The sequence below is a fragment of the Curtobacterium sp. NPDC087080 genome (genome assembly GCF_044745105.1).
In the GTDB taxonomy this organism is placed as follows: Bacteria; Actinomycetota; Actinomycetes; order Actinomycetales; family Microbacteriaceae; genus Curtobacterium.
In genome coordinates this window covers 61,127-82,962 of sequence record NZ_JBIUZP010000002.1, presented here as the reverse complement: position 1 = coordinate 82,962, position 21,836 = coordinate 61,127, and the positions used below count along the sequence as shown (strand labels likewise).

Annotated in this window: 18 protein-coding genes and 1 tRNA gene; 13 read left to right on the top strand and 6 right to left on the bottom strand. The window is 71.6% G+C overall.

The window, feature by feature from the left end; all coding sequences use genetic code 11:
- The first annotated feature begins 70 nt into the window (after positions 1-70).
- The 5 genes from ACIPEQ_RS04655 (at position 71) to ACIPEQ_RS04635 (ending at position 6,665) form a co-directional block, all read left to right on the top strand.
- Complete coding sequence (locus ACIPEQ_RS04655) at positions 71-1,120, top strand: magnesium and cobalt transport protein CorA (RefSeq protein ID WP_402714269.1); 1,050 nt, start codon at positions 71-73, stop codon at positions 1,118-1,120.
- A gap of 104 nt (positions 1,121-1,224) precedes the next feature.
- A complete protein-coding gene (locus ACIPEQ_RS04650; RefSeq protein WP_126891536.1) occupies positions 1,225-2,244 on the top strand; it encodes a LacI family DNA-binding transcriptional regulator in 1,020 nt (339 codons plus the stop codon).
- A 407-nt stretch (positions 2,245-2,651) separates the two neighbouring features.
- Positions 2,652-4,175: a multiple monosaccharide ABC transporter ATP-binding protein gene (mmsA, locus tag ACIPEQ_RS04645; protein WP_209676583.1), complete on the top strand. Its 1,524-nt coding sequence runs from the start codon at positions 2,652-2,654 to the stop codon at positions 4,173-4,175.
- Entirely contained in the window at positions 4,172-5,464 is a 1,293-nt protein-coding gene (gene mmsB, locus ACIPEQ_RS04640; protein WP_402714268.1) for a multiple monosaccharide ABC transporter permease, read from the top strand. Before mmsA ends, mmsB begins: the two co-directional genes overlap by 4 nt.
- 85 nt (positions 5,465-5,549) lie before the next feature.
- Complete coding sequence (locus ACIPEQ_RS04635; protein WP_126891538.1) at positions 5,550-6,665, top strand: sugar-binding protein; 1,116 nt, start codon at positions 5,550-5,552, stop codon at positions 6,663-6,665.
- 258 nt (positions 6,666-6,923) lie between these two features.
- Here the strand turns inward: ACIPEQ_RS04635 and ACIPEQ_RS04630 are convergent, their stop codons facing one another.
- The 3 genes from ACIPEQ_RS04630 to dcd form a co-directional block, all read right to left on the bottom strand.
- Positions 6,924-7,280 (bottom strand): DUF86 domain-containing protein, encoded by a 357-nt coding sequence (locus ACIPEQ_RS04630; protein WP_402714267.1) that lies wholly within the window; start codon positions 7,278-7,280, stop codon positions 6,924-6,926.
- On the bottom strand, positions 7,277-7,786 hold the full coding sequence (locus ACIPEQ_RS04625) for a helix-turn-helix domain-containing protein (protein ID WP_402714266.1): 510 nt from the start codon (positions 7,784-7,786) through the stop codon (positions 7,277-7,279). The genes ACIPEQ_RS04630 and ACIPEQ_RS04625 overlap by 4 nt, the downstream gene beginning before the upstream one ends.
- 97 nt (positions 7,787-7,883) lie before the next feature.
- Positions 7,884-8,471, bottom strand: a complete 588-nt coding sequence (gene dcd, locus ACIPEQ_RS04620) for a dCTP deaminase (protein ID WP_111226833.1) — start codon at positions 8,469-8,471, stop codon at positions 7,884-7,886.
- Positions 8,472-8,574: 103 nt separating this feature from the next.
- Between dcd and ACIPEQ_RS04615 the strand changes: the two genes are divergently transcribed.
- Both ACIPEQ_RS04615 and ACIPEQ_RS04610 read left to right on the top strand, forming a co-directional pair.
- Positions 8,575-9,666 (top strand): GNAT family N-acetyltransferase, encoded by a 1,092-nt coding sequence (locus tag ACIPEQ_RS04615; RefSeq protein ID WP_402714265.1) that lies wholly within the window; start codon positions 8,575-8,577, stop codon positions 9,664-9,666.
- A gap of 64 nt (positions 9,667-9,730) precedes the next feature.
- The gene (locus ACIPEQ_RS04610) at positions 9,731-11,776 is read left to right on the top strand and encodes a cytochrome c oxidase assembly protein (protein ID WP_402714264.1); all 2,046 of its coding nucleotides are present in this window, start codon (positions 9,731-9,733) and stop codon (positions 11,774-11,776) included.
- A 98-nt stretch (positions 11,777-11,874) separates the two neighbouring features.
- Here the strand turns inward: ACIPEQ_RS04610 and ACIPEQ_RS04605 are convergent, their stop codons facing one another.
- The 3 genes from ACIPEQ_RS04605 to ACIPEQ_RS04595 form a co-directional block, all read right to left on the bottom strand.
- Entirely contained in the window at positions 11,875-14,127 is a 2,253-nt protein-coding gene (locus tag ACIPEQ_RS04605) for an Ig-like domain repeat protein (protein WP_402714263.1), read from the bottom strand.
- Between the two features lie 169 nt (positions 14,128-14,296).
- Positions 14,297-14,632 (bottom strand): hypothetical protein, encoded by a 336-nt coding sequence (locus ACIPEQ_RS04600; protein ID WP_126891545.1) that lies wholly within the window; start codon positions 14,630-14,632, stop codon positions 14,297-14,299.
- Position 14,633: 1 nt separating this feature from the next.
- Positions 14,634-15,713 carry a DUF6177 family protein gene (locus ACIPEQ_RS04595; protein WP_402714262.1) on the bottom strand — a complete coding sequence of 360 codons (1,080 nt, stop codon included), beginning with the start codon at positions 15,711-15,713 and terminating at the stop codon, positions 14,634-14,636.
- Positions 15,714-15,921: 208 nt separating this feature from the next.
- Here ACIPEQ_RS04595 and ACIPEQ_RS04590 point away from each other — a divergent pair.
- The 6 genes from ACIPEQ_RS04590 (at position 15,922) to ACIPEQ_RS04565 (ending at position 21,786) form a co-directional block, all read left to right on the top strand.
- Positions 15,922-15,995: transfer RNA gene (locus ACIPEQ_RS04590), tRNA-Gly, on the top strand.
- A 63-nt stretch (positions 15,996-16,058) separates the two neighbouring features.
- Entirely contained in the window at positions 16,059-17,177 is a 1,119-nt protein-coding gene (locus tag ACIPEQ_RS04585; RefSeq protein WP_402714261.1) for an AI-2E family transporter, read from the top strand.
- A 37-nt stretch (positions 17,178-17,214) separates the two neighbouring features.
- The gene (locus ACIPEQ_RS04580) at positions 17,215-18,330 is read left to right on the top strand and encodes an FAD-dependent oxidoreductase (protein ID WP_402714260.1); all 1,116 of its coding nucleotides are present in this window, start codon (positions 17,215-17,217) and stop codon (positions 18,328-18,330) included.
- Positions 18,331-18,358: 28 nt separating this feature from the next.
- Positions 18,359-19,420 carry a glycerate kinase gene (locus tag ACIPEQ_RS04575; protein ID WP_402714259.1) on the top strand — a complete coding sequence of 354 codons (1,062 nt, stop codon included), beginning with the start codon at positions 18,359-18,361 and terminating at the stop codon, positions 19,418-19,420.
- 173 nt (positions 19,421-19,593) lie between these two features.
- Positions 19,594-20,640 carry an NAD(P)-dependent alcohol dehydrogenase gene (locus ACIPEQ_RS04570; protein ID WP_402714258.1) on the top strand — a complete coding sequence of 349 codons (1,047 nt, stop codon included), beginning with the start codon at positions 19,594-19,596 and terminating at the stop codon, positions 20,638-20,640.
- Positions 20,641-20,826: 186 nt separating this feature from the next.
- A complete protein-coding gene (locus tag ACIPEQ_RS04565) occupies positions 20,827-21,786 on the top strand; it encodes a helix-turn-helix transcriptional regulator (protein WP_402714257.1) in 960 nt (319 codons plus the stop codon).
- The last annotated feature ends 50 nt before the right edge of the window (positions 21,787-21,836 follow it).

Below are 21,836 nucleotides of genomic sequence, written 5' to 3'. Positions count from 1 at the left end.
CACGTGCACGCCCCCGTCCCGGTCCGCCCGGGTCTCGCGCCGGCCTGCTCCCGAACACGAGGAGCACGACATGGCATGCATCGACAACGCCGTCTACGTCGCAGGACGTCGCATCGGCAGTCCGTCGACCCTGTCGCCCGACACCCGGGGCGACCTCGCCTGGATCGGACTGCTGCGCCCCGACGACGCCGAGCTCGAGGCCGTCGCCGCCGAGTTCGACCTGCACGAGAACGCCGTCGAGGACGCCCGCAAGGGACACCAGCGCGCCAAGCTCGAGCGGTACGGCGACACGCTCTTCCTGGTGCTCCGCCCCGCACGGCACCGCGCGGACACGAACGAGGTCGAGTTCGGCGAGGTGCACCTGTTCGTCGGACGGCAGTTCGTGGTCACCGTCCGGCACGCGGAGGAACCCGACCTCGCCGCGGTGCGCTGCCGGGCCGAGGCGGACCCGGAGTTCCTCGCCATGGGGTCCGAGGCCGTCACCGCCGCCGTGCTCGACGAGGTCGTGGACGGCTACGCCCCGGTCGTCGAGGTCATCCAGGACCAGGTCGACGCCATCGAGGACCAGCTCTTCGCGGGCCAGGTCGACCCCGGCGTCTCGAAGCGCATCTACCAGCTGCTGAGCGAGGTGCTCGGGTTCCAGCGCGCCACGGCACCGGTGCCGGCGATGGTGCGCGGGCTGCTCCGGGGCGCCGAGAAGTACGGCGTCGACGACGAGGTGCAGCACCGCCTGCGCAACGTGCTCGACCACGCCCTGCGGGTGACCGAGCGCGTGGACTCGTTCCGGGCGCTGCTCGAGAACGCCCTGACGCTGCACTCGACCCTGGTCACGCAGGAGCAGAACGAGGCGATGCGCCGGATGACGAGCGCGTCCCTGGCGCAGGGCGAGGAGAGCCGACAGCTCGCCCGGGCCGCCCACCGTCAGGGCGAGGAGGTCAAGAAGATCTCGTCGTGGGCGGCGATCCTGTTCGCGCCGGGGCTCATCGCGGGCGTCTACGGCATGAACTTCGACCACATGCCGGAGCTGCACTGGGAGTACGGGTACCCGGTCGCGATCGTGGCGATGCTCGCCCTGGCGGGGATCCTCTGGCTGGTGTTCCGGAAGCGCAACTGGCTCTGACCGGGGCACGGCTGGTGTGCAGCCCGGGGACGTGCATAATGATCTGGCTCGGGATGTGAACGTGCACATCGAGGTGCCACGGCCCCGGGCGGGAGAGAGCAACGATGGCGTCACCGCGGACACAGCAACCGCGCTCGCCCAGCATCCGCGACGTCGCGCGGGTCGCCGGCGTCTCGCACCAGACGGTGTCGCGTGTGCTCAACAACTCGGACGCAATCCGTGCGGAGACGAAGGACCGCGTGCTGGCCGCGATGGAGCAGCTGCAGTACCGGCCGAACCGCGCCGCGCGGGCCCTGGTCACGAGTCGGACGCACACCATCGGCGTGCTCACCGCCCAGCGGTCGCACTACGGCCCGGCCGCGACGATGCAGGCCATCGAGGACGCCGCCGTCACGCGCGGCTACTCGGTGACGACCTCGAACATCGCGGCAGCCACCGACGAGGCGGTCCGGGACGGCCTGGGGCACCTGCTCGACCAGGACGTCGAGGGCATCATCGTCATCGCGCCGCAGCAGCGCGTGTTCGACCTGATCGAGGAGCTCGGGATGCGGACGCCCTACGTGGCGCTCCGCACCAGCGGCGGGGACGAGCGCTCGACGCTCTTCATCGACCAGATGGAGGGCGCCCGGCTGGCGACGGCACACCTGCTCGACCTCGGCCACGAGTACGTGCGGCACATCGCCGGCCCGCAGGACTGGATCGAGGCCGAGGCCCGGATGCAGGGGTTCCTGCGCGAGATGTCCGACCGGGACATGCCGGTCGTCCCGCCGATCCTCGGGGACTGGACCGCGGACTTCGGGTACCACGCCGGCCGTGAGCTCCTGCGGTACCGCGACTGCACGGCGATCTTCTGCTCGAACGACGCGATGGCGCTCGGGGTCATGCACGCGGCGCGGTCCTACGGGCTCGACGTCCCGGGTGACCTGTCCGTCGTCGGCTACGACGACATCCCCGAGGCGAAGCACCTCTGGCCGCCGCTGACCACGGTCGAGGTCGACTTCCCGGAGCTCGGTCGTCGCTGCGTCGAGCTGCTCCTGCCGTCCGAGGGCCACGCGCTCCGCCCGGTCGACCTCGTGCCGCAGCTCGTGGTGCGCGGGTCGACGGGCGCGCCCCGGCGTCGCTGACCCGACCACGCGTCGGCCGGGAGGCCCGTGGCGGCGCCGCCCCGCGCCTCCCGTCCGCCCTGCAGCACGGTCGACCACCCCACCTCGGGGGGCGTCAGCACGCGGATTCCGCCGGATCACGCGGGCCGTTACAGAAACGCGACCGAACCGAATTGACAGCCGCGACGGGGCTGTGCGTAAATTACCTCCGTTCCGCCGATGTGAACGGTCACATGACCGTCACACCGAGCAGGACACCGGACGCGACAACGAGGTCCACGCAGGCACTCCTGCGCCCCCGATGCCGCACCTCACCACCCGAAGGACTGCCGCACCGCAGCGGCAGAAGGAGATGCACCGTGGCGTCAACCCCACAGGGACCGGACCTGGCCACCAGGTCCGTCACCAGCGCCGAGACCATCCTCGAGATGCGGTCGATCACCAAGGAGTTCCCTGGTGTCAAGGCGCTCTCGGACGTGTCGCTCAGCGTCCGCGCCGGCGAGATCCACGCGATCTGCGGCGAGAACGGCGCCGGCAAGTCGACCCTCATGAAGGTCCTGTCCGGCGTCTACCCGTACGGCACCTACAGCGGCGAGATCGTCTACGAGGGCGACGAGGTCCGCTTCAAGGACATCAAGCAGTCCGAGCAGGCCGGCATCGTCATCATCCACCAGGAGCTCGCGCTCATCCCCGAGCTGTCGATCACCGAGAACCTGTTCCTCGGCAACGAGCCCGGCCGCTTCGGCGTCATCGACTGGACCAGCGCCCAGCTCCGAGCCCAGGACCTGCTCGCCCGCGTCGGTCTCGACGAGGACCCGGACACGCAGATCAAGAACCTCGGTGTCGGCAAGCAGCAGCTCGTCGAGATCGCGAAGGCCCTGCACAAGGACGTCAAGCTCCTCATCCTCGACGAGCCGACCGCGGCCCTGAACGAGAACGACTCGCAGCACCTGCTCGACCTGATCGTCGGGCTGAAGTCCAAGGGCATCGCGAGCATCATCATCAGCCACAAGCTCAACGAGATCGAGCAGATCGCCGACGAGATCACGATCATCCGTGACGGCAAGGCGATCGAGACGCTGAACGTGAAGGGCGACGGCGTCAACGAGGACCGCATCATCCGCGGGATGGTCGGCCGCTCGCTGGAGAGCCGCTTCCCGGACCGCACGCCGAAGATCGGCGAGGTCTTCTTCGAGGTCAAGAACTGGACCGTCCAGCACCCGCAGGACGCGTCCCGCCTGGTCGCCAAGGGGTCGAACTTCCACGTCCGCCGCGGCGAGATCGTCGGCTTCGCGGGCCTGATGGGCGCCGGCCGCACGGAGCTCGCCATGAGCATCTTCGGTCGCTCCTACGGCAACTTCATCGACGGTCAGATCATCAAGGACGGCCGCGAGATCAAGATCGCGAACGTCCAGCAGGCGATCCAGAACGGCCTCGGCTACGTCTCCGAGGACCGCAAGGCCCTCGGCCTGAACCTGCTCGACACGGTGAAGCGGTCCACGGTCGCCGCCGACCTGCCGAAGATCTCGAAGGCCGGTGTCGTCGACTCCCTCGAGGAGTACGACGTCGCCGAGCGCTACCGCAAGATGCTCCGCACCAAGGTGCCGACCGTCGAGGAGAACGTCGGCAAGCTGTCCGGCGGGAACCAGCAGAAGGTCGTCCTGTCCAAGTGGATGTTCACCGACCCGGACCTGCTGATCCTCGACGAGCCCACCCGCGGCATCGACGTCGGCGCGAAGTTCGAGATCTACGGCATCATCCAGCAGCTCGCGGCGCAGGGGAAGGGCATCATCCTCATCTCCTCCGAGCTCCCCGAACTCCTCGGCCTCTCCGACCGGATCTACACGATCTTCGAGGGCCAGATCACGGCCGACGTCCCTGCGGACCAGGCCGACCCCGAAACCCTCATGCGCAGCATGACCTCCGCGCGGAAGGGCGCACTGATCTCATGAAGAACCTGAAACTGCTCTTCGGCAAGGGCAACAGCATCGGCCAGTACGGCATGATCATCGCGCTCATCGCGATCCTGATCCTGTTCTCGATCCTGACGAACGGGCTCATCCTCGAGCCGACGAACATCATCAACGTGTTCCTGCAGTACTCCTACATCCTCATCCTGGCGCTGGGGATGGTCATGGTGATCATCGCGGGGCACATCGACCTGTCGGTCGGTTCGGTCGCGGCGTTCACCGGCATCATCGTCGCCCAGTCGATGGCGCAGTGGAACTTCCCGGCGTGGGCCGCGATCATCCTCGGCCTCGCCGTGGGTGCAGCCGTCGGCGCCTGGCAGGGCTTCTGGGTGGCGTTCGTGAAGGTCCCGGCCTTCATCGTGACCCTGGCCGGCCAGCTCATCTTCCGCGGTGCGAACCAGATCATCGGCAACTCGACCTCGCAGCCGGTGCCGGACGACTACGCGAAGATCGGCTCGGGCTTCCTGCCCGACTTCGGCCCGGACTTCGGGTTCTCGAACGGCACGCTCATCCTCGGCATCGTCACCTGCCTCGTCCTGGTCTTCCTCGAGTTCCGCGGTCGCCAGCGTCGCAAGAAGATGCAGGCCGAGGTCGTCCCGCTCTGGGTCTCGATCGTCCGCACGGGCATCCTGGTCGCCGTCACCCTCGTCGCGACCTACCTGTTCGGTGCCGGCCCGGCCGGTACGTCGATCCCGATCGTCGCGATCATCCTCGGTGTCCTGACGATCCTGTACGGCTTCCTCACCAAGAACACGATCTTCGGCCGCCAGGTCTACGCGGTCGGTGGCAACGCGAACGCCGCCGTCCTGTCGGGTGTCAGCGCCCGCAAGGTCAACTTCTTCGTCATGATGAACATGTCCGTCCTGGCCGCCGTCGCCGGCATGGTCTTCGTCGGCTACTCGGGCGCCTCGGGCCCCGCCGACGGCACCGGCTGGGAGCTCGACGCGATCGCCGCCGTGTTCGTCGGTGGTGCCGCGGTCGCCGGTGGCATCGGCACGATCTCCGGATCGATCATCGGTGGTCTCGTCATGGCCCTGCTGTCCAACGGTCTGTCGCTGGTGGGCCTCGAGTCCAACCGCGTCCAGATCATCCGCGGTCTCGTCCTGCTCGTCGCCGTCGCCTTCGACGTCTACTCGAAGTCGCAGGGTCGTCCGTCCCTGATCGGCGGGATGCTGAAGCAGTTCCAGCGGAAGGACACCGAACAGAACACGGTGGCCGCGCAGCAGCCGCGGAGCATCGAGGACCAGCCCGAGAAGGTCAACGTCCAGTAACACGTGGCGGGCGGCCGCTCCGGTGGCCGCCCGCACGATCCCTGCACCACACAGCACCACTCCTCAACGAAGAGAAAGCAATCTCATGCGCAAGAAGCTCATCGCCGGCATCGGTCTGGCACTGGTCGCGGGCCTCGCCCTCAGCGGCTGCTCGGCCCGTGGCAACGACACCGGCTCCGGCTCGTCGTCCGACGGCGCGTCGAACGTCAAGATCGAGAAGGGCGCCCTGATCGGCGTCGCACTCCCCGCCAAGACCTCGCAGAACTGGGTCCTCGCGGGCGCCGCGTTCGAGAAGTCGATCGAGGACGCCGGCTTCAAGGCCGACATCCAGTACGCCAACGCCGGCAACCCGGTCCCGGACCAGCAGGCCCAGATCCAGTCGATGGTCACCAAGGGCGCGAAGGCGATCATCATCGGTGCCGCCGACGGTTCGCAGCTCGGCACGCAGGTCGCCGCCGCCAAGAAGTCCGGCGCCGTCGTCATCGCCTGGGACCGCAACATCCTGAACACCGACAACGTCGACTACTACGTCGCGTTCAACAACTTCAAGGTCGGTCAGCTGCAGGGTCAGGCCCTGCTCGACGGACTCAAGGCCAAGAAGCCGAACGGCCCCTACAACATCGAGCTCTTCTCCGGCTCGCCCGACGACGCCAACGCGAAGGTCTTCTTCAACGGCGCCATGGACGTGCTCCAGCCGAAGATCGACGACGGCACGCTCAAGGTCGTCTCGGGTCGCACCAGCTTCTCGGAGACCAACACGCAGGGCTGGCTCGCGCAGAACGCCCAGTCGCGCATGACCGACATCCTGACGAAGTCGTACACGAACACCGAGCTCGACGGCGTCCTGTCGCCGAACGACACCCTGGCCCGCGCGATCCTGACGGCCACCAAGGCCGCCGGCAAGCCGAACCCGGTCGTCACCGGTCAGGACTCCGAGACCGCCTCGATCCCGCTGATCATGCAGGGCGAGCAGTACTCGACCATCTACAAGAACACCACCGAAGAGGCGCAGGCCGCGATCGACCTGGTCTCCGACCTGGCCGACGGCAAGACCCCGAAGACCACCGAGGACAAGAACAACGACAACGGCAAGAAGATCGTGCCGGCCGTCGAGCTGACCCCGGTCCTGGTCACCAAGGAGAACGCGGTCGAGGCCTACAAGGGCAACGACACCCTCGAGGAGCTCGCCAAGAAGGGCTGATCCCCTCCGCAGCAGCACCACAGCACCACAGCACAGGAAGGCCCCGTCTCGCTCCGGCGAGACGGGGCCTTCCCGCGTCCCGAGGCAGGCGCGAGACGCCGGCGTCCCCGTCAGGCGCCGCCACGACCGCGAGACGCCTCCGCTTCCGGCGGCGTCTCGCGGACCGCAGTGCGTCTCGCGCAGACGCCCCCGTCCCGAATGACGGTGCGCGCGCCGGACGGGAGGCACGGGGCGCGGCCGCCACGGGCCTCCCGTCCGTCAGTCGGCCGGGGTCGCGTGCGCGGACGAGCGGAGGCGCTCCGCCGCCTCCCGCAGCCGCGGGACGTCGGTGCGTGCCGTCCAGAGCAGCACCGACGGGCTCACCGCCCGGCCTCGGCCGGTCAGCCGGTCCTCCACCCCCGCGAGCCGCGCCCAGGGGATGTCGGGCTCGGCCGCGGTGAGGACGCCGGGCAGTGCCGCGACGACCGCGCCGATCTCGACCAGCCGCATCCGGACCGCGTCGAGCACGACGTCCGACGGGGCCGTGTCCTCGACGTAGCGCTCGATCGCCTCGCAGGCGCGCACGACCTCCTCGAGGCGCTCGTCCACGTCCGCGCCGACGCCCGTACCGGTCACAGCGGGACCGCTGCGTGGTGCTTGTCCGGGCCGGCACACGCGGCGTCGAGCACCTCGACGTCGACGCCGAGCAGCCGCTCCGCCTCGTCCTGGATCCGCATGAGCGTGAAGATGCCGGCGCCACGCTCGAGGTCCACGAGCAGTCCGACGGACTCGCGTCGCCGCCGTGACCCGGTGGTGCACACGACGCGTGGCGCAGCGCCGCCGTTGCGCTCCACGGCGGCGACCAGGGCCTGACGGACGGCCGTGATCCGGTCGAGCAGCGGCAGCGGCGGGTCCACCGGCAGCAGGTCGACCGACGCCTCGAACCCCGCCGCGCGCACGAGTCGCTGCAGCGCCGCGAGCGAGGGTTCGCGCCGACCGTTCTCGTAGGTGCTGATCACGCTCTGCGTGACCCCGGCACGCGCGGCGAGCTGGACCTGCGTCAGGCCGGCGCGCAGCCGGGCGTCGCGGATGATCTCGGACGCCACCACCGGCTGCGGCGCACGGGTCGGTGCTTCGGCCATGTCGCCACGATACACAGAGTGCGACATTTCGCACCGTGGTGGTACATCACTGCCCGAGCACCGTCACCCGCGTGCACGCGCTCGGCCGCGCCCGCTGTCAGTCGCGCTGCGAGACGTCCGCGCGGTGGAAGTTGAGCGCCGAGCGCGACGGGGTCGGTCCGCGCTGGCCCTGGTAGCGGGACTGGTACTCGGCAGAGCCGTAGGGCTTCTCCGCCGGGCTCGACAGCTGGAAGAAGCAGAGCTGCCCGATCTTCATCCCCGGCCAGAGCTTGATGGGCAGCGTCGCGACGTTCGACAGCTCGAGCGTGACGTGGCCCGAGAAGCCCGGGTCGATGAAGCCCGCGGTCGAATGCGTGAGGAGGCCGAGGCGCCCGAGCGAGCTCTTGCCCTCGAGCCGGGCGGCGATGTCATCCGGCAGCGTCACGACCTCGAACGTCGATCCGAGGACGAACTCCCCCGGGTGCAGCACGAACGCCTCGTCCGGGTCGGTCTCGACCAGGCGCGTGAGCTCGGGCTGGTCCTCGGCGGGGTCGATGTGCGGGTACTTGTGGTTGTCGAACAGTCGGAAGTACTTGTCGAGCCGGACGTCGATGCTCGACGGCTGGACGAGCGAGGGGTCGTACGGGTCGAGGCCGATCCGCCCCTCGGCGAGCTGGGCGGTGATGTCGCGGTCGGAGAGCAGCACGCGCAGAAGCCTAGCGGCAGGGTGCGGCCACCGATATGCTGCGAGGCTGCCCTGCCGGGCGGCGGACGACGGCCGTCCGACCGGCCGACCACAGGGGGCAACCGTGAGCACGTACACCGTCGAGGAACTCGTCGTGCCGGCGACGATGGACGACGACCCGGAGCTGGTGCGGGCGTTCTGCGACTGGCTCGCGGTGTCCGACGCGGCCGAGGTCGCCGTGCACGGGCTGCCCGAACTGTCGTGGACCCCGGCCGAGTACCTGCCGATGTGCCACGAGCCGGGGTCACCGAGCCGCCTGTTCGTCGTGCGCGACGACACCGGCGAGGTCGTCGCCGCCGGCGCGTACGACTCGAAGACCGAGCTGGGCACGACGAACTGCTGGCTGTCGCTCGGCGTCCGCCCCGACCGTCAGCGCCGGGGGTTCGGCACGCTGCTCGCGGACCACCTCGAGCAGCTCGCCCGCGCCGAGGGACGCACCCAGTGGAAGACGTACGCGGTCTCGCGGCAGGTCGGCCCCGGCACGGGTCCCGGGTACCGCCAGGCGCCGACCGGGGCCGGGGCCGTCCCCGAGGACGAGGCGGCGGTGCGGTTCCTGACCGATCGCGGCTGGCACTTCGGGCAGGTCAACCGGATCAGTCGGCTCGGGCTCCCCGCCGACGCGTCGGTCGTGCGGGAGCTCCACGAGCGCGCGGCGACGGCGGCCGGCCCGGGGTACCGCGTGCACACCTGGACCGGCGCGACCCCCGAGCGGTGGCTCGACGACCTCGCGCTGCTGCACACCCGGATGAGCACCGACGCCCCCGAGGGCGACATGCAGGAGCCCGAGGACGTCTGGACGGCGGAGCGCGTCCGCGAGTCCGAGGAGCAGCTCGCGACCGGACCGCACACGATGCTCACGGTCGCCGTGGAGCACGTCGAGAGCACCACCCTGGCCGGTTTCAGCCAGATCAAGATCCCGGATGCGCCCGAGCGGGCCGTCATGCAGTGGGACACGCTCGTGCTCCGCGAGCACCGCGGGCACCGGCTGGGGTGGCTGCTCAAGGTGGTCGGGATCGAGACGGTCGAGCGGGACTTCCCGGGCCGGCCGTCGATCGTCACCTTCAACGCCGAGGAGAACCGGCCGATGCTCGACGTGAACGAGGCGGTCGGGTTCGTCGGCGTCGGCAGCGAGGGGATCTGGGAGCACCGCGACTGACGGGCGATCGGGCGTCCGGAGCCGGGAGCGGGGTGTCAGGCGGGCGACCTACCATTGGACGGTCATGACCGTCACGTCAGCCGCCACGCAGCCCGGGGACACGGCACCCGACCCCGCCCCCACCTCCGCGCGCTCCACCACCGTCGCGACGGTCCTGGTCATCGCCGTCCCGCTCGCCGTGGCGTGCGCCGTGCTCGGCATGACCGTGACCGGCGCCTTCGCCCCGTCGCAGCAGCTCGTCTCCGCCGGCGACCTGGTCGAGTACGGCCTGCCGGTCGCGCGCGTGGTGCACGACACCACCGCGGCCCTGACGATCGGTCTGCTCATCGTCGCCGCGTTCGCGCTGCCCGCCAAGAAGGCGGACCACGGCGCGATGTCGAGCGTGCAGCACCGCGCCGCGCGCTGGGGGGCGGCGGCCGGAGCCGTGTGGTTCCTGGCAGCCGTCGTCGGCATCGTCCTGACCGGCGCGAACACCCTCGGCGTCCCGCTCACCAGCCCGGTGTTCGCCCGCAACTTCCTGCTGTTCGCGTTCCAGGTCGAGATCGGCCAGTCGCTCGTCGTCTCCGCCGCGGCGATCCTGGTCGCGACGCTCGTCGCCGCGTTCGCCACCCGGGTCACCACGCTCGCGGTCGCCACGGTCGCCGGGCTCTTCGCACTGCTGCCGCTCGCACTGTCCGGGCACGCCGCCGGGTCACTCGAGCACGCGAACGCCGTGAACTCACTCGCCGTGCACCTGGTCGCCGTGTGCGTCTGGGCCGGCGGGCTCGTCGCCGTGCTGCTGCTGCGCACCCGGACGAAGGGTGCCACCGGTCGGGTCGTCGCCCGCTACTCGACCCTCGCGGGCTGGGCCTTCGCCGCCGTCGCCTTCTCGGGCATCGTCAACGCCTCGCTCCGCCTGACCGGACCGGCCGACCTCGTCACGACGACCTACGGCTGGCTCATCACGGTCAAGGCGGTCATCCTCGTGCTGCTCGGGCTCGCCGGGGTCGCCCAGCGCCGGAAGCTCGTCCCCGGGCTCCTCCGCGCGCCGCTCGACCGGAAGCTCTTCATCCGGTTCGCCCTGGCCGAGATCGTCTTCATGGCGGTGGCGATCGGCGTCTCGGTCGCCGTGTCCCGGTCGCAGCCGCCGATCCCGCAGACGCCGGAGACCGGGCAGGACACCCGGTCCGGGCTGCTCGGCTTCGCGTACCCGCCGGCGCAGACCGTGCAGACCTACCTGACGCAGTGGCACATCGACTGGGTCTACCTCGCCGTCGCCGTCGTCGGTGCCGGCTGGTACCTGCTGTCGGTGCGCAAGCTCAAGCAGCGCGGCGACTCGTGGCCCGTCGGCCGCACCATCGCCTGGCTGCTCGGCTGTGCGCTGTTCGTCTGGACCACCTCGGCCGGACCGGCGGTCTACGGCATGGTGCACTTCTCGTCGCACATGCTCCAGCACATGCTGCTCATGATGTTCGTGCCGCTGCCGCTCGTCCTCGGCGGCCCGGTGCTGCTCGCCCTGCGCACGCTGCCCGTTCGGAACGACGGCTCCCGTGGCGCCCGCGAGTGGCTCATGCTCTTCACGCACTCGCGGTGGATGCAGTTCCTCGCGAAGCCCGCCGTCGCCGGGGTCATCTTCGCCGGGTCGCTCGTGGTGTTCTACTTCACGCCCGCGTTCCAGTACGCCATGCAGTCGCACGAGTGGCACGTCGTGATGGTCGTGCACTTCGTCTTCAGCGGGTACCTGTTCTTCTGGGTGTTCATCGGTGTGGACCCGGGGCCGAAGCGCCCGCAGTACCCGATCCTCATCATCGCGCTGCTCGCCACCCTGGCGTTCCACGCCTTCTTCGGCGTCGCCGTGATGACGTCGCAGTCGGTGTTCGCGGCCGACTGGTTCCACGCCCTCGGCCAGACCGACGACCGCGCCCTGCTCGCCGACCAGCACACCGGCGGCGGCATCGCCTGGGGCGCGTCCGAGCTGCCGATGGTGTTCGTCGCGCTGCTCGTCGTGCGCAACTGGGTCCGGACGGACAAGCGCGACGCGAAGCGACTCGACCGCAAGGCCGACCGCGACGGTGACGCCGACCTCAAGGCGTACAACGAGCGGCTCGCGGCGATGGGCGAGCGCGACTGAGACCGCAGGTCGGTGCGGGCGCCTGCCCGACGGCCGGCAACGAGTGAGCGCACCGTGCGATCCGCACGGTGCGCTCTCTCGTTCCGGGAACTCCCCGACTACCCCCGGGCAGCCCGGGTCCGACGGACCATCAGGAGCACGAACCCGGCCACCAGCAGCGCCACGGCGAGCGCGATGCCCGTCCAGAGCGCGATGGTCGAGCCGGTGAACGCCAGTCCAGCGGGAGCCGCAGCCGCAGCAGCCGGGGTGGAGCTGGGCGCCGGTGTGGTCGGCGCGGACGTCGGTGCGGGTGCGGCCGACGTGGGACCCGACGTCGGGACCGGCACGACGACGGCGTCCTGCACCGTCACGTCGAACGCGTCCGACGTCGACCCGGCGTACACGGCGTCGCCGGAGTAGACCGCGACGATCCGGTGTCGGCCAGCGGCGAGCGTCGTGACGTCGCAGCTCGCGTCCGGGAGCGTCACGGTGCACAGGACCTCGTCACCCTCACGGAACGCGACCGTCCCGGTCGGCGTCGGCTGACCGTCCTCGTCGCCGAGTCCGTCGACGAACAGGGTGACCGGGTCGCCGACCGTGACGGGCTCGGTCGAGTCCGGCGACGCGGTGACGGCGCTCGGGAGCTTCGACACGACGAGCGTCCCGGTGCCCTCGGCGGCGACGTGGTCGGCGTCACCGAGGTACGTCGCGCTGACGCTCGTCTGCCCGACCTCGGGAGCGGCGAGCGTGCACGTCGCCGTCCCGTCGGTGAGCTCGGCGGTGCAGAGCTCGGCGCCGGTCGCGGTGTCGGTGAACCGGACGGTGCCGGTCGGCACGCTGGGGTCGGTGGTCTCGGACGAGGCGACCGTCGCGCGGAGCGTCGCGTCCTCGCCGACGGACACCGTGGTGTCGTCGACGGCGACCGTGGTGGGCTGCGGGGCGACCGTGACGTCACGGGTGACCGTGATCGCCTCGGCGTCGACCGACGAGACGACCGTCGACACCGTCGCGGTGCGGGCCGTGCCGGTCACCGTGAACGGGATCGTGAGCGTCGGCAGGTCGGTGCCCGGTGCGCGGTCGGCCGCGGCCTGCTCACACGTGACGACCTGGCCGGAGGCGGAGCAGGTCCAGCCGTCGCCGGAGGCGCCGTCCACGGACGGGGTGACGCCGTCCGGGAAGGTCATCGTGGTGCGCACGGCGCGCGTCTCGGTGCCACCGTCGGCGGAGACGGTTGGGGTGACCGTGACGGTGCCGGAACCGGCGTGCGCGACGTCGGTCGTGCCTCCCGTGCGAGCGGTCAGGACCGGGACCGCACCGGCGGCGGTCGTCGCGACCAGGTCGGTGACCTCGTGCACGTCGGTCGCGCCGCCCGTACCGGCGGTGAAGCCGTAGGTGAGCTTGTAGGGGTAGCCGGTCGCCGGGTCGATCCACGAGGGGTCGATGCCGGCGACGTTGCCCGACGGGTCGAGCTTCGGCAGGTCACCGAAGACCACCTGCTGACCGGCGCCGAGGCTCGTGAAGACCACGGCGTACCGGCCGGCCGGCACCGAGACGGTCGGGGCCCGCCGCGCCGTCAGTGCCGATGCGGTCGGGTTGACGACGACCTCGACGGGCACGGCGACCTCGCTGCGGTCGCCGAACACCGATCCGCGGAGCGAGCCGTCGGCGGGGGTGACGGACTGCACGCAGTAGCCGGAGAAGCCGTCGCCCGCGCCGCGCACGGTGACCGAGTTGTCCGCGCCACCGCGGCTCTGGTCACCGACGCAGCCGGTGTAGTTGCCCGCGAACCCGCCGTAGGTGTCGAGACCGACACCGAGGTACGCGTGCTGCAGCCCCTGGACGCCGCCGGCCGGGTACGCGGCGTAGCCGAGCGCACCGCCCGTGTACCCGGTCTTCGCGGGGACGGCCGGGTCGTACGGGTCGGTCGCCGCGAGGTAGAAGACCATCCCGTCCGCGCCGCTGCCGTCGTACTGGTACGTCGTGAACGTCGCGTCGAGACCCTTGTCGGTGGGGACGGCCTGCTTCGCGCCGACCGCGCCGATCTGCGCCTGGCCCTGGGTGGTGAGCCGCAGGGCGCCGGAACCGGGCTCGTCGGACCCGGAGGTGCAGGCCGGGACGGAACCGCTCCCGTCGCCACCGGTGAGGCAGGCGGAGTTGCCGCTCGCGGCCGGTGTCGCCGGGAGGACCCAGCCGTCCCCGGCGTCGGCGCCGCGGAAGGTCTGGTCGGCGAAGGTGGTCTGCGTCGGGACCGCCGCGCCGGCCGCGGAGACGTCGGCGCCGACGAACGCGAGACCGGCGAGACCGGTCACGACGAGGCCGGTGAGGATGCTGCGGACGCGCGCGACGGCGCGCCCCTGAGGTCGTTGAGCCAAGGGAGCCCTGTTCAGTGAGGAGGGTGTCGACCAGGAGCAGCAGCCCAGCTCGTCGACGTCGGGTCCTCACACCGTAGGGCTCGCCCGTTCGCACGACGCCGACACGGCGCCCGACACCCCCGTACTGGGGGCGGAACAGCTGTCCGATCGGCGCTGTCCCGAGGGAGGCTCAGTCCCCGTGGACGATGCAGACGGCGTCGAGCTCCATCGACGCCTCGAGCGCAGCGGTCACGCCCGCCTCGCCCTCGGGCCCGAACGGCGTCACCGTGTCCACCCACCAGAGCGGTGTGGACAGTGTCGGAGCGTCCGGCAGGATCCGTGCGACCTCGTCGATCGAGTCGACCCGTCGGACACCGAGCACCGTGATCACCGGGTGCGTCGCGTCCTGACAGACCTGCAGCACCGGTCCGTCGTCGAGGGCGCGGACGCCCCACGTCTCGTCGTGCAGCAGCAGTGCCTCCGCGACGTCCCGGGTCTCGACCGGTCCGCGGCAGAGCAGCGTCACGTCACGCGGCACCCTGACCGCCCGTGCTCCGTCCGGACGCGACGTGCGACCCGCGGTCGTGGCCGTCGAGTGCGCCCTCGTCGTGCGCGGGGTCGAGGGGCGCACCGCCGACGAGCTGCAGGAAGCGGTCCTCGTCGATCCGGTCGAGGAAGGCCTCGAGTGCCTCCCACCCGTCGTCGAACCGCACGACCAGTCCGCCTCCGCCGAAGCCAGACGTCGTCGTGCGAGCCGGTGGCCACACGCCGTCGCGGTCGAGGAACTCCGCCGCCTCCGGCCCGACGACCACGGCCAGCGGGGTGGGCTCCTCGTGTGCGACCGCGCGCACGAGGTGGTCGGCGTCCCCGCGGCGCTCCATCACGACGCCGAACACCGGCTCGACCTGGTCGGCGACGCGATGCACGGCGTCGAGCAGCCGCGACGCGAGCGCCGGGTCGGTGCCGTCCTCGGGGATGGTGAGCACCGCCGACATCGTCTCGACGACGACGCCGTCGAGCAGGTGCGCGGTCATCGTCGCCGAGAACCCCTCGCCGTGCGCGTACGAGGTCGAGACGTCCGGGGCTTCGTGCTTGGCGTACTGCGTGACGACCCAGCGGTCCCACGGCATGGTGAGCGGCTCACTGGTGCCCCAGTGCGTCGGACAGGTGCCGACGGTGTCGCACAGGGCCTCGATCGCGGCACCGATGTCCACGGCGCGGTCGGCGTGGTGGCGGAGGGTCAGGTCGATGCTGATCTGGCGCACGGAGTCCGCGGACGCGCGGTGTTCCGGCGACGGCGGACCGGTGAGCTCCGGCCCGCGGCGGACGAAGTCCTCGATCCCCGAGGCGACGACGCCGGTGCGGCCGTCCCGCAGGCTGCCGTCGGGCCCGTCCACGGCCCACGCAGCGTGGTGCACGCCCAGGGCGTGCCGCAGGGCGGGGGTGACCGAGGCCTCCCGGTCGGTGCGGAGCACGACCGTGCGGCCGGACTCGGACGCACGACCCAGCAGCGAGGCGAGCGACTCCGTCAGCCACACGACCGGCGATGCGGAGCGGACCACGATGGCGGTGCCGACCACGTCGTCGATGAGGGGATGCCTGACCATCCGGGTCCTCCTCCGGGTAGGGGCGACGGAACCCCCTGGACGGTACACACGGCCGCACGGGCTGTCCGTCGGCGCACGGACCTCACAGGGGAGACACGGCGACGGCCGGGAGGCACGGATCACCGCCGCCACGCGGCGTGCGGCGCAGACTCGGCTGGCATCCAGCGGAGAATCCGCTAGGCTTGCTCCGTCCCGCTGGTCGGGATGCGCGAGTGTAGTTCAATGGTAGAACTCCAGCTTCCCAAGCTGGTAGCGCGGGTTCGATTCCCGTCACTCGCTCCACTTGCTCCCCCTGGTCTGCCGACGGGGTCACGGCCGTGCCGATCCGACCCGGAAGACCCCGTCATGCACCTGCGCCGCCGCCCCGCACCCACCGTCCGACCGAGCACCTGGACCGACCCGTACGGCCGGCTCGCGGTGCGGTGCCTGCAGACCGTCGTCATCGTCGTGGTGATCGGCGGGATCGTCACCGCCGCGACGACCCTGAGCCTCGTCACGATCCCCGTGCTGCTCGCGCTCATCATCGCCTCGGCGCTTCACCCCGTCGTGGCATGGCTGCGTCGGCACGGCGTGCCCTCGGTGCTCGCCACGACGATCGCGTTCGTGGGTGTCCTCGCGGTGCTCGCCGGTGTCCTGTGGCTGCTCGTCGCCGCGTTCGCCGGGCAGTGGCCGACGCTGCAGGCCTCGGCGGTCGACGGGCTCCAGCAGGTGCAGGACCTGCTGCACGAGCTGCCCGTCCGGGTGACCGACGGGCAGATCGAGGACGCGGTGTCCGGCATCGTCGACTTCGTGACGAGCGCACGCTTCGGGGCGGGTGCGATCGCCGGCATCTCCGCGGTGACGAACGTCGTCACCGGCGCCGTGCTGATGGCGGTCATCCTGTTCTTCTTCCTCAAGGACGGACCGGCGCTCTGGGAGTTCCTGCTCCGCCCGTTCACCGGCGAGCAGTACGACCGCGCTCGTCGGATGGGGGGCCGCGTGGTCACGACGCTCGGCGGCTACGTGCGCGGGACGGCCGCCGTCGCTGCCTTCGACGCGGTCGCGATCGGGACCGGACTCGCGGTCCTCGGCGTCCCGCTGACCATCCCCCTGGCCGTGGTGGCCTTCGTGACGTCCTTCATCCCGATGATCGGCGCACCGATCGCCGGCACGCTCGCGGCGCTCGTCACCCTCGTCGCGCTCGGACCGGTGAAGGCGGTCGTCGTCGTCGCGATCGTCGTGCTCGTGAACCAGATCGAGGGCAACTTCCTGCAGCCCGTCCTGATGGGGAAGACGCTGCGCCTGCACGGGCTCGTCATCCTGGTCGGCCTGACCGCGGGCACCGTGCTCGGCGGGGTGACCGGTGCGCTGCTCGCCGTGCCGCTGATCGCCGCGGCGTGGGGCATCGTGCAGGTGTGGAACGGGGAGGACGTACCGGCGACGCCCTGGCGGCAGAAGCGACGCGAGACGGTGCCGGTCGGCTGAGCGCAGGGTCGTCACCACGCCGCACTACGCTGCGGTGATGGACGGGACACAACCGGGCGGGACCCGGTTCGACGGGCACGTGGTGATCGGCGGCGGCGTCGTGGGCGCTGCCGCTGCCTGGGCGCTGACCGCCCGCGGCGAGCGCGTCCTGCTCGTGGAGCAGCACGGCCGCGGGCACCTCGAGGGGTCGTCGCACGGCGCGACCCGGATCTTCCGGCAGGGCTACAGCGACCCGGAGTACGTCGCGCTGACGACCCGGGCACTCGCGCTCTGGGACGCGCTCGAGGCATCGACGGGCACGACGCTGCTCGACCGGACCGGCGCCGTCGACCACGGCCGGCCCGAGGTGGTCGACGCGATCGCCGCGGCGCTGGCGGACGCGGGGATCCCCCACGAGACCCTGACCTCGGACGACGCCGCTGCGCGCTGGCCCGGCATCGCGTTCGAGGGGCACGTCCTGACGCACGCCACCGCCGGGCGCATCCGTTCGGCCGACGCGATCGAGCTCTTCCTGACGCTGGCGGAACGCACGGGCCTCGCCGAGCTCCGGTTCGGCAGCCGGGTCGCGGCGATCACGGACCACGGCGACGACGTCACCGTGACCCTCGGCGACGGCACGGCGGTCCGGACCGCGAGCGTGGTGGCCGCCGCGGGGTCCTGGGCCCCCACGCTGCTGGGCGACGTGCTCGCCGGACGTGGGGCGGTCCTCCCGGCCGTCCGCGTCACGCAGGAGCAGCCCGCCCACTTCCCCAGCCACCTGCCGGACGAGGCCTGGCCGTCGTTCGTGCACTGGGCCGACGGCGACGACGTCTACGGACTACTGACGCCGGGCGAGGGGGTCAAGGTCGGTTTCCACGGCACCGGACCGGTCGTCGACCCCGACGCCCGTGACAAGCGGCCCGTGCCCGAGGAGGCCGAACGGCTGCAGGCGTACGTCGCGCGGTACGTGCCGGGCGTCGACGCGACCCGTCCGACCTTCATCAGCTGTCTGTACGACACCACCCCGGACGAGGACTTCGTCATCGACCGGCGGGGGCCGCTCACCGTCGCGACCGGGTTCTCCGGGCACGGGTTCAAGTTCGCGCCGCTGCTCGGGGAACTCCTCGCCGACCTGGCGACCGGAGGCGAGCCGCACCCGCGCTTCGCCCTCTGACCGTGCACCGTCCCGCTACGGTGGTCGGGTGCGCGTCGTCATCGCTCCCGACTCCCTGAAGGGCACCGCGACCGCGGCCGACACCGCGCGGGCGGTCCGGGCCGGGTGGCTCGACGAACGGCCGGAGGACGACGTCGTCACCGTGCCGATGGCCGACGGCGGCGAGGGGACTCTCGACGCGTTCGTTTCGGCGTACCCGACCGCGACACGCGAGCCCGTGACGGTGACCGGGCCGGACGGCACGCCCGTCGACACCCACTGGCTGCGCCTGCCCGACGGCCGGGCCGTGGTGGAGCTCGCGGCGACGAGCGGACTGCCGCTCCTCGGCGGGGAACTGCGCCCGGAGACCGCGACGAGCCGTGGCTTCGGAGAGGCCATCGCCGCCGCGCTCGACGCCGGGGCGACCGGGCTCGTGCTGGGCATCGGGGGCAGCGCCTCGACCGACGGCGGCCGACCGGTGCTCGAGGCGCTCGGGCTGACCGTCGATGCCTCCGGCGCGGTCGACCGCTCGGGGCTCCGGCCCCTGCCCGCGGGCGGAGTGGCGGTCCTGTCCGACGTGACGTCGCCGCTGCTCGGGCCGGCCGGTGCGGTCGCGGTGTTCGGACCGCAGAAGGGCATCACACCGGACTCCGCGCCGGGCTTCGAGGAGCGACTGTCCGGGTGGGCTCGAAGCCTGCCCGAGGTCGACCCCGCGACACCGGGTGCGGGTGCCGCGGGCGGCGTCGGGTTCGGGCTGCTCGCCTGGGGTGCGACGCTCGCACCGGGAGCGCGGGCGGTCGCGGACGTGCTCGGACTGCCCGTCCTGCTCGACGGTGCCGACGTCGTGGTCACCGGTGAGGGGCGCTTCGACGAGCAGAGTGCCGCGGGCAAGGTGCCGTCGGTCGTCCGGGCGCTCGCGACGGAGCACGCGCCGGCGGCTCGGGTGGTGCTGGTCGCGGGGGCGATCGAGGCGAAGCTGGACGACTTCGACGCGGCGGCCTCGCTCGAGGTGCTCGCGACGCAGACGACCGGGGAGCCGGACGACGCGCTCCGCGACCCGCTGCGCTTCGCGACGATCGCCGGGCAGCGGTTGGCGCGGCTCGTCGGCTGAGCGCCCGGGGCGGGCGTCGATGCCGGACGCGGCGGAGCGCGCGGGCACCGCACCCGACACGCCCGCCGGGCCCGCGAGGGGTGCCCCGGTGCAACCTCCCTGTCCCCAGGGCACCGGACCACACTGGGGAGCGGGTCGCACCCGGCCCGAGAAGCACCCCCACGAGGAGACCAATGCGCACCGTCAACGCGTACGCGGCACCGTCGGCCACCGAGCCGCTCGTCAAGACCACCATCACCCGCCGTGACCTCGGCCCGAACGACGTCGAGATCGACATCGCCTACGCCGGCATCTGCCACTCGGACATCCACACCGTCCGCGGTGAGTGGGGCCCGATCCAGTACCCGCAGGTCGTCGGTCACGAGATCGTCGGTCACGTCTCGGCCGTCGGCTCGGACGTCACGAAGCACCAGGTCGGCGACCGGGTCGGTGTCGGCTGCATGGTGAACTCCTGCGGCGAGTGCGAGCAGTGCGTCGCCGGGCAGGAGCAGTACTGCCTGAAGGGCAACATCGGCACCTACGCCAGCGTCGACCCCGCCGACGGCTCGATCACGCAGGGCGGGTACTCCGAGGCCGTCGTCGTGAACGAGGACTTCGTGCTCCGCGTCCCCGAGTCGCTCGACATCGAGAAGGTGGCACCGCTGCTCTGCGCCGGCATCACCACGTACTCGCCGCTGCACCACTGGAAGGTCGGCCCCGGCTCGAAGGTCGCCGTCGTCGGGATGGGTGGCCTCGGCCACATGGCGGTGAAGATCGCGGTCGCGCTCGGCGCCGAGGTCACCGTCCTGTCGCAGACGACCAGCAAGCAGGAGGACTCGCTCCGCTACGGCGCGAAGGCCCACTTCGCGACGAAGGACCCGGCGACGTTCGAGGAGCTCGCGCAGTCGTTCGAGCTCATCATCAACACCGTCTCGGCCAAGCTCGACATGAAGGCCTACCTCGGCCTGCTCAAGGTCGACGGCACGCTCGTCAACGTCGGTGCACCGGCCGAGCCCCTCGACGTCCCGGCGTTCGCCCTCATCCCCCGCCGTCTGAGCTGGGCGGGCTCCGCGATCGGTGGCATCGCCGAGACGCAGGAGATGCTCGACTTCTGCGCCGAGCACGGGATCCTGCCGGAGACCGAGCTCATCAGCGCCGACCAGATCAACGAGGCGTACGAGCGCGTCCTGTCGTCGGACGTCCGCTACCGCTTCGTGATCGACACGGCGACGCTGGCCTGAGCGGCTGACGGCCTGACGGCCTGACGGCCTGACCGTCGGACGGGAGGCGCGGTGCCAGCTGGCGCCGCGCCTCCCGTCTGCGTCAGAGCGATGCAACCGTGTCCCGTCCTGTCCGCAGAACGCGAGCGCGTCGTCCGCGTCACGCGGCGCGCCCGCGTCCACAGCACGAGGGGAGAGGCTGGTTCGATGGACGACACGACGAACGAGGGACTCCGCTCCCTGGTGTCGGTGTCCGGCAGTGACACCGACGGCGCGATCGCCGACCTCGCCGGCATGTACGCCGGCAAGGCCTGGCACTCGGCACACGTCGACGACGACTTCTGGTACCGCTACGTGGCCGTCGGCGACGAGCGGATGAGCATCCGCCGGTCGCAGATGCACGGCGCCCTGCGCGGCGACGTCGCCGTCGAGGGCGAGGTCGTCGTGCAGTGGATCGACTCCGGCACGGCGACCGTCGACACCGGACGCAACGCGATCCGCATGCAGCCCGGCGTCCCCGCGCTCTTCCCGATCGAACAGCGCTTCGACATGGAGTACCGCGACTGGGACCAGCGGCTCGTGCACCTGGACCGCGAGCTCGTCCTCGACGTCGCTGCCGAGCGCTTCCTGGTCGACGGCACGCTCGCCTTCGACCGCTTCACCCCGCCCACGGCGGCGGCCGTCGAGCGGTGGCGCACGTCGGTGGGCTCCTCCGTCCGGGCACTCCGCGACGAGGGGGCCGGGTCGCTCGCGTGGCACGAGTCCCAGCGCGAGGTCGCCCGGGCGCTCCTCGACCTCTACCGGTTCCACGGCGAGCCGGCACCCGTCGGCTGGGGTGAGCACCGCAACGCGCGGGTGCGGTCCGCCGTCGAGACCATCCACTCGCGAGCGCACGAGCCGTTGACGGTGTCCGACATCGCCTGCGCCGCCGGTCTGAGCGTGCGCGGCCTGCAGGAGTCGTTCCAGCGGACGCTCGACCGGACGCCCATGCAGTACCTGCGCGAGGTGCGGCTACGGCGGGCACACGACGACCTGCTCCGAGCGGAGCCCGGGTCGGTGGCGGTCGCGGAGATCGCGGCACGGTGGGGCTTCACCCACATGGGACGGTTCTCCGGTGAGTACCTGCGCCGGTTCGGCGAGTACCCGAAGCAGACGCTGCGCCGCTGACGTCCGGTCCGGTGGCGGCGGGCCGACGGCCCTGGGCCGCGCCTGCCGTC

Excerpts from the sequence above, each read along its gene's own strand:
- ACIPEQ_RS04655 (WP_402714269.1), top strand. The coding sequence starts at position 71 with ATGGCATGCATCGACAACGCCGTCTACGTCGCAGGACGTCGCATCGGC.
- ACIPEQ_RS04650 (WP_126891536.1), top strand. The coding sequence starts at position 1,225 with ATGGCGTCACCGCGGACACAGCAACCGCGCTCGCCCAGCATCCGCGAC.
- mmsA (WP_209676583.1), top strand. The coding sequence starts at position 2,652 with ATGCGGTCGATCACCAAGGAGTTCCCTGGTGTCAAGGCGCTCTCGGAC.
- mmsB (WP_402714268.1), top strand. The coding sequence starts at position 4,172 with ATGAAGAACCTGAAACTGCTCTTCGGCAAGGGCAACAGCATCGGCCAG.
- ACIPEQ_RS04635 (WP_126891538.1), top strand. The coding sequence starts at position 5,550 with ATGCGCAAGAAGCTCATCGCCGGCATCGGTCTGGCACTGGTCGCGGGC.
- ACIPEQ_RS04625 (WP_402714266.1), bottom strand. The coding sequence starts at position 7,786 with ATGGCCGAAGCACCGACCCGTGCGCCGCAGCCGGTGGTGGCGTCCGAG.
- ACIPEQ_RS04610 (WP_402714264.1), top strand. The coding sequence starts at position 9,731 with ATGACCGTCACGTCAGCCGCCACGCAGCCCGGGGACACGGCACCCGAC.
- ACIPEQ_RS04595 (WP_402714262.1), bottom strand. The coding sequence starts at position 15,713 with ATGGTCAGGCATCCCCTCATCGACGACGTGGTCGGCACCGCCATCGTG.
- ACIPEQ_RS04585 (WP_402714261.1), top strand. The coding sequence starts at position 16,059 with ATGCACCTGCGCCGCCGCCCCGCACCCACCGTCCGACCGAGCACCTGG.
- ACIPEQ_RS04580 (WP_402714260.1), top strand. The coding sequence starts at position 17,215 with ATGGACGGGACACAACCGGGCGGGACCCGGTTCGACGGGCACGTGGTG.
- ACIPEQ_RS04570 (WP_402714258.1), top strand. The coding sequence starts at position 19,594 with ATGCGCACCGTCAACGCGTACGCGGCACCGTCGGCCACCGAGCCGCTC.
- ACIPEQ_RS04565 (WP_402714257.1), top strand. The coding sequence starts at position 20,827 with ATGGACGACACGACGAACGAGGGACTCCGCTCCCTGGTGTCGGTGTCC.